Below are 10,233 nucleotides of genomic sequence, written 5' to 3'. Positions count from 1 at the left end.
CCAACGGCGCGGGCAAGAGCACCCTCTTCCACTGTCTGGCCGGCACCCTGCGCCCCGACTCCGGCCGCATCACCCTCGGCACCCGCGACATCACCCGCCTCCCGGCCCACGCCCGCACCCGCTCGGGCATGGCCCGCACCTTCCAACAGCTCGCGGTCTTCCCTTCGTTGACGGTGGAGGAGAACGTCCGGGTGGGCGCGGACCAGGCGGGCGGGGCCCGGACCGGCGCCGCCCACGACCGGGCCCTGCGCCTGCTGGCCCTGACCGATCTCGCCGCCCGCCCCGCCGTCGACCTCTCCACCGGCGCCCTCAGGCGCACGGAACTGGCGAGGGCGCTGGCCGGCGGCCCCCACACCCTTCTCCTGGACGAGCCGGCCGCGGGTCTGGACGCCGCCGAAGCGGCCGCCCTGACGACCCTGTTGCGGGCGCTGGCGGCGGACGGCATGGCGCTCCTGGTCGTCGAGCACGACCTCGACCTGGTGGCGGGCCTCGCGGACACCGTGCACGTGATGACGGCGGGCCGCATCGTCGCCTCGGGCCCAGCGGACCGCGTACTGGAGGAGGTCCGCTGAATGCACGGCATCGAACTGCGCGCCGCCCGCGTCCGCTACGGCCCCCTGGAGGCCCTGCACGGCATCACCCTGGCCGCCCCGGCGACCGCCCTCACCGTCCTCCTGGGCCGCAACGGCTCCGGCCGCACCACGGCCCTGCGCGCCCTGGCCGGCACGGTCGCCCTGTCCGCCGGGACGGTCGTGCGCGACGGGCGGGACATCACGCACCGGCCGCCCCACGAACGCGCGGCCGAAGGGCTGTGCTTCGTGCCGGACCGTCAGGCGGTGTTCGCCGCCCTGACCGTCGCGGAGAACCTCGAACTGTCGCACGCCGAGGGTGACTTCGCCCGCGCCCTGGACGCGTACCCCGAGCTGCGCCCCCTGCTGCCGCGCGGCGCGGGCACCCTCTCGGGCGGCGAGCAGCGCATGCTCGCCCTGTCCCGTGCCCTGCTCGCGGACGCGGGGGTGGTCCTGGTGGACGAGCCGACCCAGGGCATGTCCCCCACCGTCGCGGCACGCACGTACGCGCTGCTGCGCGAGGTGGCCGCGGACGGCGCCTGCGTGGCGATGGCCGAGCAACGGCTGCCGCCCGCCCTGCGCGGGGGCGCGGGGCGGGCGACGGTGGTGCACGAACTGCGCCGGGGCGCCGTAGTGTTCAGCGGGGAGCCGGGAGAGATCAGTTCCGCGCGGGCGCCCCGGCCGCGGTACGGCCGGGAATGACCAGCAGGGTGCCGACATTGAGCCGGTCGGGGTGGTCCCCGATCATGTCGCGGTTGGCCTTGTAGAGGGCCTTCCAGCCACCCTTCACGTGGTAGCGGGCCGCGATCGAGCTGAGCGTCTCGCCCGCCTTCACCTCGTGGACGCGCCGGTCGAACCGGTCGATCCGCACCTTCTTGGAGCAGACGGGCCAGGCCCCCCACCCCTGGGTGCGCAACACCTCCTCCGCAACCTTGATCTGCTCTTCCTTGGTGGCCAGGTCGGCGCGCGGCGCGTACTTGAGGCCGCCGTGCTCCTCCCAGGTGGGCTGCCAGAACTGCAGCCCTCCGTAGTAGTCGTTGCCCGTGTTCACATGCCATCGGCCGCTGCTCTCGCACTCGGCGAGGCAGTTCCACGGTCCCTTGGCCAGCGAACAGTCGTACGCCGCTGAAGGGGCGCCCGGCAACGGTGGCGGTGCCGCGGACGCGGCGGACGAGGGGAGCGCCACCGCCGCCAGGATCGCGCCGACGACCAGGGACACGGACCACGAACGCTTGGTCAACTTCGGGTGCATCGGGTCACGCTAGGCAGCCGGACGTCGGGCCCTGACGTGCCGCGCCGCCCCGCGGGGACGACCCCACCCGGTCGGACGACGCGGATCAGACCCGGAGCCGCTGCCCCGGCACGATCACGTCGGGATCGCCGCCGATGACTCCCTGGTTGGCCGCGTACACGCGCTGCCAGCTGGTGCCGTGCCGGGCCGCGATCAGGCTGAGCGTGTCGCCCTGGCGCACGGTGTAGTTGCCGGAGGTGCCGCGTGCGCCGCCCCGGTCGGCGCGGCCGGGCGTCGCGGCCCGCTGCTTGAAGGCCTTGGGCGCCGGCTTGGCGGCCTTGGGCACCGGAGCCGCGGCGGACGGCGCGCTGCCGTACGCTCCCGCGCGCGCCGAGCACGTGGGCCACGCGCCCCACCCCTGGGAGCGCTGGACCTTGGTGGCGACAGCGATCTGCTGCGCCTTCGACGCCCTGTCGGCGGTGGAGGCATAGGCCCCGCCGCCGTACGCGCGCCAGGTACTGGCGGAGAACTGCAGCCCGCCGTAGTAGCCGTTGCCCGTGTTGATCTGCCAGTTTCCGCCGCTCTCACACCGTGCGATGCGGTCCCACACTCCGCTGTCCGCGGCACCGGCCTGGCCGGTGGCGGCGAGCAGGCCGAGCGGGGCCAGGAGAGCGGCCCCACCGATCACTGCCGTGGTGCGGGTGCGACTGGGACGTGCGGACATGAATATCCCTCTCGAAGGACCCGGGCTCCCCCCGGCCGTACGGGCCCCTCACGCATCCGGCGCCTGGGGTCCGCGCGGCCCCGCCCGCCGGTGTCGTCGCTCGTGCTGGCTGATGCGACCGGCGGACGTACCCGAGCGGTGCTCGCTGCACACGGCGGTGGAATCTATGAGCCCTCTCGCCCCGGTAACAACCAACTCCTTGTCATTCCAGGCCAGTTGAGCGTTACCACCGGTATCAGCGAGTTTCGGCCACCCACTTCATTGCCCGATATCAGGATTTTTCAACCACATCCCGCGTCGATCTGTGACTCAGCTCACCGACTCAACTTCCATGCGTCGCGCACGTGTTGGCGCGGAGTGACGGATTCCAGGGGTCAATTCACCCTCCGCTGTGGATGGTTCGATTCCGTTCGCCTTCACGCGTGACTTGTGCCACTGATCCACCGTTGTCTTCCTATGAGCCGGGCGCCGTCCGGCCACCACACCCACCTCATGCACCCCATGTGACGATTCCGAGGAGCCACCCGTGCCGCGCATGCTCGACGTCAGCGACGACGTACGCGCCGAAATCGGCGACGAAGAAGCCGACAGGCTGCTCGCCGGGGACAACACGCCCGGCAGTTACGACTGCACGTCCTGCCGCACCCCGGGCGACGCCGAACAGGAGCGCACCAGCACGGTCCTGTTCGTCGGCGACGAGACCGCCGTACTCGCCTTCGCCCACGCCTCCTGCCTGCCCTCCCAGATCGTCACGGTCTCCGAGGAGCAGCTCCAGGGCGCCGTGCGGTCCATCACCGGCGAGGACGGCGCCGACGCGGCCGCCGCCGAGGTCACGCCGAACCAGGCCGTCCTCGGCGTGACCAGCGGGCTCGTCCTGATCGAGGGCGAGCTGCGCCCCGCCCTCGTCGTCGAGCCGACGGGCCCCATCGCGCGCCCCGGCGCCGCGCCGGGCGGCGGCGACGACTTCCTGCCGCTCCTGATCGAGCAGGGCTTCATGCCGGTCACCTCGCTGGAGGGCGTGCCGTCCGTGCTGCACGGCTGGTCCGTGCTGCTCGCCATGGGCCAACTGCACGCCGTCCTGCAGCCCGGCACCAATGGCGGCTCCCCCGTCGCCTGGTGGCAGGCGCACCAGCCGCTCCAGGTCACCGAGGCCTGGCGGGCCGCCGTCAACAAGACGCAGACCGTGCTGCTCTTCGCGGCGCCCGTCGGCTCCATCGGCCGGCAGCCGCGCGAGGACCTGCTGCGGGACGCCCTGGACAAGGCGGCCTCCCAGGGCAGGCTCGTCGCGAGCGCGATGCCGCTCGCGGGCACGTGAGCCACGCCTGAGCGACGCCGGAGCCAGCGGCCCCGCCCACCCTTCCCCGGGGGTGCCGGCGGGGCCGCCTCATGTCGGGGCGGGGGCGCTCCCCGTCGGGGCGAGGGCGCTCCCCGCCGGGACGGCGCCCCTTCGCACGGCCCCCGGACACCGGCGCCCGACCTCGAATGCGCCGGTCACACTCCTGCCGGGCCCGGAAAGCGCCGCGGCGCCCGCATCCGGAGCGCGCCGGTTTCGTTGGCACATACGTGCACCCATACGACCCCTCACGCCACCGGCCGACGTACCAGAACCCCATCCCGTCCATGCGCTCGGCGCAGGACACGACGGGCGACCGCTCGGCCACACCCATCTACGACACGCTGTACTCGGAGTACCTGAGGGCCTTCAGGGCCCTGCCGGGCGACCGGACCGGCGAGGAGGAGCTGGGGTTCACCGCCTTCGGCACGGGACCGTACGGCATGCAGCACCACGGCGGAGGCCGGCACGATCCGCGGCACGACCAGCGGCACGGCTCCTACGGCCAGTTCCAGGTCGCGCGCTACGGCCAGCACGACCACCACCCCGCGCCGTACGCCACGGGGCACCACCAGTTCCCCGCGGCCCTGCCGCCGGGCCCGCGCCGCGAGCACTGAGCCCCGGCTCCGGACAGCCGTATGCCCGGCCCCCGTCATCGGAGGCCGGGCATACGCGCGTACGACCGGTTACTTCTCGCGGCCGGTCACTTCTTGCGGCCGCGCTTCTCGCGCACGCGCACCGAGATGTGGATGGGCGTCCCCTCGAAGCCGAACTCCTCGCGCAGCCTGCGCTCCAGGAAGCGGCGGTAGCCCGCCTCGATGAAGCCCGAGGCGAAGAAGACGAACCGCGGCGGCTTGGTGCCCGCCTGCGTGCCGAAGAGGATGCGGGGCTGCTTGCCGCCGCGCACGGGGTGCGGGTGGGCGGCCACGATCTCGCCGAGGAACGCGTTCAGCCGGCCGGTCGGCACGCGCGTCTCCCAGCCCTCCAGGGCCGTCTCGATCGCCGGGACCAGCTTCTCCATGTGGCGGCCCGTGCGCGCCGACACGTTCACCCGGGGCGCCCAGGCGACCTGGCCGAGCTCGGTCTCGATCTCCCGCTCCAGGTAGTAGCGGCGCTCCTCGTCGAGGGTGTCCCACTTGTTGTAGGCGACGACGATCGCGCGGCCCGCCTCGACGGCCATCGTGACGATGCGCTGGTCCTGGATGCTGATGGACTCGCTGGCGTCGAGGAGGATGACCGCGACCTCCGCCTTCTCGACGGCGGCGGCGGTGCGCAGCGAGGCGTAGTAGTCGGCGCCCTGCTGGAGGTGGACGCGCTTGCGGATGCCCGCCGTGTCGACGAACTTCCAGGTCACGCCGCCCAGCTCGATGAGCTCGTCGACCGGGTCGCGGGTGGTGCCCGCCAGTTCGTTGACGACCACGCGCTCCTCGTTCGCCACCTTGTTGAGGAGCGAGGACTTGCCCACGTTCGGCCGGCCGATGAGGGCGATGCGGCGCGGGCCGCCGATGCCGGGGCCGCCGAAGGTCTGCGCGGGCGCCTCGGGCAGGGCCTCCAGGACGGCGTCGAGCATGTCGCCGGTGCCGCGGCCGTGCAGCGAGGAGACCGGGTGCGGCTCGCCGATGCCGAGGGACCACAGGGCGGTGGCGTCGGCCTCGCCGCTCGGGCCGTCGACCTTGTTGGCGCAGAGCACCACGGGCTTCTTGGCCTTGCGGAGCAGCCGGACGACGGCCTCGTCGGTGTCGGTGACGCCGACCGTGGAGTCCACCACGAAGACCACGGCGTCGGCGGTCTCGATGGCGTACTCCGCCTGGGCGGCGACGGAGGCGTCGATGCCGAGGACGTCCTGCTCCCAGCCGCCGGTGTCGACGACCTTGAAACGGCGGCCGGCCCACTCCGCCTCATAGGTGACGCGGTCGCGGGTGACGCCCGGCTTGTCCTCGACGACGGCCTCGCGGCGGCCGATGATGCGGTTCACCAGAGTCGACTTGCCGACATTGGGCCGGCCGACGACGGCGAGGACGGGCAGCGGGCCGTGGCCCGCCTCCTCGATGGCGCCCTCGACCTCCTCGACGTCGAAGCCCTCTTCGGCGGCGAGCTCCATGAACTGTGCGTACTCGGCGTCGCCGAGCGCCCCGTGGTCGTGCTCGGCGAAGCCGTCGCCCTCGGGCTGGATCTGGTCGTTCATGAAGTCCGTACCTCGTCGTTCATCGTGGTGATCGGTGCACCGGCCCGCACATCGGGCCGGGGCACTACTTGATAAGTCTCACTCAGCGCCCGGTCAGGCGCCTGGCGTTTTCCAGGTGGGCGGTGAGCCGCTCCTGGATGCGCACGGTCGCCTCGTCGAGCGCCTTGCGCGTACGCCGCCCGCTGCCGTCGCCCGCCTCGAACGGGTCGCCGAAGACGACGTCGACCCGGCTGCGCAGCGGGGGCAGCTGCTTGAACAACCGTCCGCGCCGCTCCGTGCTTCCCAGCACCGCGACCGGGACGATCGAGGCGCCGGAGCGCACCGCGAAGTACGCGAGCCCGGCGCGCAGCGACGCGAAGTCGCCGTCGCCCCGGGTGCCCTCGGGGAAGATCCCGAGGACGCCGCCCTGCTCCAGGACGCCGAGGGCCCGGGTGATGGCCGTGCGGTCGGCGACCGAGCGGTCCACCTTCAGCTGGCCGATGCCGTGCAGGAAGGAGCCGAGCGGCCCGACGAACGCCTCCTTCTTGATGAGGAAGTGCGTGGGCCGGGGCGCGACGCCCATGACCATCGGACCGTCGACGTTGTGCGAGTGGTTGACGGCCAGGATCACGGGGCCGCGCGCGGGCACCCGCCAGGCGCCGAGCACCCGGGGCTTCCACAGGCCGTACATGAGGCCGACGCCGATGCGGCGGCCGACCTCGGCGCCCCGCTCGGAGGCGGCGGCCCGCTCGGCGGGAGCCTCGCTCACTTCCCGGCCCGCTTCTCCTCGACGAGGGTGACGACGCACTCGATGACCTGCTGGAGCGTGAGCTCGGTGGTGTCGACCTCGACGGCGTCGCCGGCCTTGGCGAGCGGGGACGTCTTGCGGCTGGAGTCGGCCGCGTCCCGCTTGATCAGGGCCTCCTGGGTCGCCTTGACGTCGGCGCCCTTCAGCTCGCCGGAGCGGCGGGCGGCGCGCGCCTCGGGCGAGGCGGTGAGGAAGATCTTCAGGTCGGCGTCGGGCAGCACGGTGGTGCCGATGTCACGGCCCTCGACGACGATGCCCTTCTCGGCCGCCCCCGCGATGGAGCGCTGCAGCTCGGTGATGCGGCTGCGCACCTCGGGGACGGCGCTGACGGCGCTGACCTTGGAGGTGACGTCGGTGGTGCGGATCGGGCCCGCGACGTCCGTGCCGTCGACCGTGATGGTCGGGGCGGACGGGTCGGTGCCCGAGACGATCTCCGGCTTGCCCGCGGCGGCCGCGATGGCGCCCGGGTCGGTGAGGTCGATGCCGTTGTGCACCATCCACCAGGTGATCGCCCGGTACTGGGCGCCCGTGTCCAGGTAGCTGAGGCCGAGCTGGGCGGCGACGGCCTTGGAGGTGCTCGACTTGCCCGTACCGGACGGTCCGTCGATGGCGACGATCACGGCTGCCGGGGCGGCGGTTTCCACGGTGTCGGACACCTTTCGCAGTACGCGGAGCGGGGAGGCGGGGCGCGAACACGCCCCGCACAAGGTTACTGGCTCGCGCACCCTGCCCCGACAGCCCCTGTGGCCGCCCGCTCACCGCCGTGTCCGCGGGCGCTTCCGGTGCCGTACCCGCCGCCGCGGCTACTGCCTGATCGACCAGCCGCGCTCGCGCAGCGCCGCGCTGAGCACGGGCGCCGCGTTCGGCTCGACCATCAGCTGGATCAGACCCGCCTGCTGCCCGGTGGCGTGCTCGATGCGGACGTCCTCGATGTTGACGCCCGCGCGGTCCGCGTCGGCGAAGATGCGGGCCAGCTGGCCCGGCTGGTCGTCGATGAGCACCGCGACGACCTCGTACGCCGCCGGGGCCGCCCCGTGCTTGCCGGGCACCCGGGTCTGGCCCGCGTTCCCGCGCCGCAGCACGCTCTCGACGCCCGCCACGCCCTCGGTCCGCGTGTCCTCGTCGGCGGACTGCAGCGCGCGCAGCGCCGTCACCGTCTCGTCCAGGTCGGTGGCGACCGCGGCGAGCAGGTCGGCGACCGGGCCGGGGTTGGCGGAGAGGATGTCGATCCACATCCGGGGGTCGGAGGCGGCGATCCGCGTGACGTCGCGGATGCCCTGGCCGCACAGCCGTACCGCCGACTCCTCGGCGTGCTCCAGGCGGGCCGCGACCATGCTGGAGACCAGGTGCGGCATGTGCGAGACGAGGGCGACCGCGCGGTCGTGGGCGTCGGCGTCCATGACGACGGGGACGGCGCGGCAGAGCGCGACCAGCTCCAGGGCGAGGTTGAGCACCTCGGTGTCGGTGTCCCTGGTCGGCGTGAGCACCCAGGGCCGCCCCTCGAAGAGGTCGGCGGTGGCGGCGAGCGGGCCGCTGCGCTCGCGCCCGGACATGGGGTGCGTGCCGATGTACGGGGTGAGGTCGAGGCCGAGCGCCTCCAGCTCGCGGCGCGGGCCGCCCTTGACGCTGGCCACGTCGATGTAGGCGCGCGCGGCCCCGCCGCGCATGGCGTCGGCCAGCGTGCCGGCGACGTGCGCGGGCGGCACGGCGACGACGCAGAGGTCGACGGGGTGCTCGGGCGCCTCGTCCGTGCCGGCGCCGAGCGCGGCGGCGGTGCGGGCCTGCGCGGGGTCGTGGTCGGCGAGGTGGACGGTGACGCCGCGGGAGGCGAGCGCCAGGGCTGCGGAGGTGCCGATCAGGCCGGTGCCGATGACGAGGGCGGTTCTCACTGTGCGATGTCCTTGCGGAGTGCGGCCGCGGCGCCGAGGTAGACGTGCGCGATCTCGGAGCGGGGGCGGTCGGTCTCGATGTGCGCGAGGAGGCGGACGACGCGGGGCAGGGCGCCCTCGATGTCCAGCTCCTGGGCGCAGATCAGCGGTACGTCGACGATGCCGAGGGCGCGCGCGGCGGCCGCGGGGAAGTCGGAGTGCAGGTCGGGCGTGGCCGTGAACCAGATGCTGATCAGGTCCTCCTGGGTCAGCCCGTTCCGCTCGAGGACGGCGGTGAGCAGCGCGCCGACCTGCTCGCCCATGTGCCCGGCCTCGTCCCGTTCGAGCTGGACGGCTCCCCGGACCGCTCGTACCGCCACAGTGCCGCTCCTCGCTCGCCTTGTACGACTGTTGTACGGCAAGCGTAGTCAGGGTCCCGCACAGGAGTACGCGGCGCCCGTCTGCCGAGACGGGCGCCGCGCGGTCCCCAGGAGGGTCAGAGGCGCTGCTGCTTGATGATGTCCTCCAGGGACTCGGTCGGGACCTGCCCCTCGGGGGTCAGCTTGTCGACGACCTGCGGGAGCTGCTCCGCGATCTGTCCGGCGGCCTCGTCGCGGCTGACGCCCGCCTCGGTCGCGACCTTGTCGAGGGTCTCGTCGGGGACGGCCTGCTTGACCTGGTCGGGGGTGAGCGGCTGGTTGTCGCCCTTGCCGACCCAGGAGTCGAGCTGCGCCTGGTCGACCAGGCCGGACTTCGTGATCATGTCGAGCAGCCCGCCCAGCGGATTGCCGCCCGCGGCCCCGGCACCGCCCTGGCCGCCGCCGCCCGCGCCGCCCAGCAGTCCGCCCAGCAGCGAGCCGAGGATGTTCCCGCCCCCGCCGGCCGCACCGCCCTGGCCGCCGCCGAGGAGGCCGCCGAGAAGGCTGCCCAGATCGTTACCCGCCATGGTCACGCCTTTCAGAGAGTGGCCGGGCCCACGCCGTGGGAGGCCGGGCCTCAGACCATGCCAATGTCACCCGAATCACTCCCTGTCGCCACTTGGGCCGATGGGGTGCCGTTGGGCTATGGACGAGCGGGGGCGGGTCCGCTTGCATGGAACGTCGGCAGGTGCCGCGCCTCGGGGGAGGCTCCATGAAGCGCTCAGGTCCGCTCCTCACCCTTCTCGGCGGGCTGCTGCTCGCCCTGTTCATGCTGTCGCTCAACGCGACCACGGGGACGGGCAATTCGTCGTACGGAGGCTCGGCGCCCGGCACGGTCACGCCGAAGCCCGCCCCCACGAAGAGCTCGCCCGAGCCCTCCCCCGAGCCCACGAGGAGCCGGCCCACGAAGAGCGGACCGTCGGCCGGGAAGCCCCCGGCCGACGCCGAGTACGCGGGCCGCACCGACGACGGCGCCTCGGCCGTCTCGATCTCCGTGCGCGACGGCAGGGCCATCGCGTACTACTGCGACGGCCGCGCCACGGAGTCCTGGCTGAAGGGCGACGTCGAGGACGACGGTTCGATGCGGCTGACCGGCAAGCACGGCGCGAAGCTGGAC

12 protein-coding genes and 1 pseudogene are annotated in these 10,233 nt (G+C 73.4%); 5 read left to right on the top strand and 8 right to left on the bottom strand.

Annotated elements, in window-relative coordinates; all coding sequences use genetic code 11:
• Together AOK22_RS36765 and AOK22_RS36760 are read left to right on the top strand one after the other, a co-directional pair.
• Positions 1 to 572, top strand: a 572-nt coding sequence (locus tag AOK22_RS36765; protein ID WP_157872406.1) for an ATP-binding cassette domain-containing protein, incomplete at its 5' end; no start/stop codon positions are given.
• On the top strand, positions 573 to 1,271 hold the full coding sequence (locus AOK22_RS36760; protein ID WP_055703006.1) for an ATP-binding cassette domain-containing protein: 699 nt from the start codon (positions 573 to 575) through the stop codon (positions 1,269 to 1,271).
• On the opposite strand, the gene AOK22_RS36755 is transcribed toward AOK22_RS36760, so the two are convergent.
• Together AOK22_RS36755 and AOK22_RS36750 are read right to left on the bottom strand one after the other, a co-directional pair.
• Positions 1,228 to 1,821: a LysM peptidoglycan-binding domain-containing protein gene (locus AOK22_RS36755; RefSeq protein WP_055703005.1), complete on the bottom strand. Its 594-nt coding sequence runs from the start codon at positions 1,819 to 1,821 to the stop codon at positions 1,228 to 1,230. The genes AOK22_RS36760 and AOK22_RS36755 overlap by 44 nt on opposite strands.
• Before the next feature lie 85 nt (positions 1,822 to 1,906).
• The gene (locus AOK22_RS36750; protein WP_055703004.1) at positions 1,907 to 2,524 is read right to left on the bottom strand and encodes a LysM peptidoglycan-binding domain-containing protein; all 618 of its coding nucleotides are present in this window, start codon (positions 2,522 to 2,524) and stop codon (positions 1,907 to 1,909) included.
• 526 nt (positions 2,525 to 3,050) lie between these two features.
• Between AOK22_RS36750 and AOK22_RS36745 the strand changes: the two genes are divergently transcribed.
• Positions 3,051 to 3,839: a hypothetical protein gene (locus tag AOK22_RS36745; RefSeq protein WP_055703003.1), complete on the top strand. Its 789-nt coding sequence runs from the start codon at positions 3,051 to 3,053 to the stop codon at positions 3,837 to 3,839.
• Positions 3,840 to 4,144: 305 nt separating this feature from the next.
• The gene (locus tag AOK22_RS36740; protein ID WP_055703002.1) at positions 4,145 to 4,474 is read left to right on the top strand and encodes a hypothetical protein; all 330 of its coding nucleotides are present in this window, start codon (positions 4,145 to 4,147) and stop codon (positions 4,472 to 4,474) included.
• Between the two features lie 86 nt (positions 4,475 to 4,560).
• Here the strand turns inward: AOK22_RS36740 and der are convergent, their stop codons facing one another.
• From der to AOK22_RS36710, 6 genes are all read right to left on the bottom strand, one after another.
• Positions 4,561 to 6,042: a ribosome biogenesis GTPase Der gene (gene der / locus AOK22_RS36735; protein WP_055703001.1), complete on the bottom strand. Its 1,482-nt coding sequence runs from the start codon at positions 6,040 to 6,042 to the stop codon at positions 4,561 to 4,563.
• A gap of 82 nt (positions 6,043 to 6,124) precedes the next feature.
• Positions 6,125 to 6,829 carry a lysophospholipid acyltransferase family protein gene (locus AOK22_RS36730; RefSeq protein WP_208606494.1) on the bottom strand — a complete coding sequence of 235 codons (705 nt, stop codon included), beginning with the start codon at positions 6,827 to 6,829 and terminating at the stop codon, positions 6,125 to 6,127.
• Positions 6,787 to 7,473, bottom strand: a complete 687-nt coding sequence (cmk, locus tag AOK22_RS36725) for a (d)CMP kinase (RefSeq protein ID WP_079037068.1) — start codon at positions 7,471 to 7,473, stop codon at positions 6,787 to 6,789. Before cmk ends, AOK22_RS36730 begins: the two co-directional genes overlap by 43 nt.
• Before the next feature lie 159 nt (positions 7,474 to 7,632).
• The gene (locus tag AOK22_RS36720; protein ID WP_055702999.1) at positions 7,633 to 8,718 is read right to left on the bottom strand and encodes a prephenate dehydrogenase; all 1,086 of its coding nucleotides are present in this window, start codon (positions 8,716 to 8,718) and stop codon (positions 7,633 to 7,635) included.
• A complete protein-coding gene (aroH, locus tag AOK22_RS36715; RefSeq protein ID WP_055702998.1) occupies positions 8,715 to 9,077 on the bottom strand; it encodes a chorismate mutase in 363 nt (120 codons plus the stop codon). The genes AOK22_RS36720 and aroH overlap by 4 nt, the downstream gene beginning before the upstream one ends.
• Before the next feature lie 116 nt (positions 9,078 to 9,193).
• Complete coding sequence (locus tag AOK22_RS36710; protein WP_055703007.1) at positions 9,194 to 9,643, bottom strand: YidB family protein; 450 nt, start codon at positions 9,641 to 9,643, stop codon at positions 9,194 to 9,196.
• Positions 9,644 to 9,828: 185 nt separating this feature from the next.
• On the opposite strand from AOK22_RS36710, the pseudogene AOK22_RS36705 reads away from it, so the two are divergent.
• Positions 9,829 to 10,233, top strand: a pseudogene (locus tag AOK22_RS36705) (hypothetical protein); the annotation flags it as partial.

This window comes from Streptomyces silaceus (assembly GCF_001419745.1).
Taxonomy (GTDB): domain Bacteria; phylum Actinomycetota; class Actinomycetes; order Streptomycetales; family Streptomycetaceae; genus Streptomyces; species Streptomyces silaceus.
This window is presented reverse-complemented; position numbering and strand designations above follow the sequence as displayed.

Excerpts from the sequence above, each read along its gene's own strand:
- AOK22_RS36760 (WP_055703006.1), top strand. The coding sequence starts at position 573 with ATGCACGGCATCGAACTGCGCGCCGCCCGCGTCCGCTACGGCCCCCTG.
- AOK22_RS36755 (WP_055703005.1), bottom strand. The coding sequence starts at position 1,821 with ATGCACCCGAAGTTGACCAAGCGTTCGTGGTCCGTGTCCCTGGTCGTC.
- AOK22_RS36750 (WP_055703004.1), bottom strand. The coding sequence starts at position 2,524 with ATGTCCGCACGTCCCAGTCGCACCCGCACCACGGCAGTGATCGGTGGG.
- AOK22_RS36740 (WP_055703002.1), top strand. The coding sequence starts at position 4,145 with ATGCGCTCGGCGCAGGACACGACGGGCGACCGCTCGGCCACACCCATC.
- der (WP_055703001.1), bottom strand. The coding sequence starts at position 6,042 with ATGAACGACCAGATCCAGCCCGAGGGCGACGGCTTCGCCGAGCACGAC.
- AOK22_RS36710 (WP_055703007.1), bottom strand. The coding sequence starts at position 9,643 with ATGGCGGGTAACGATCTGGGCAGCCTTCTCGGCGGCCTCCTCGGCGGC.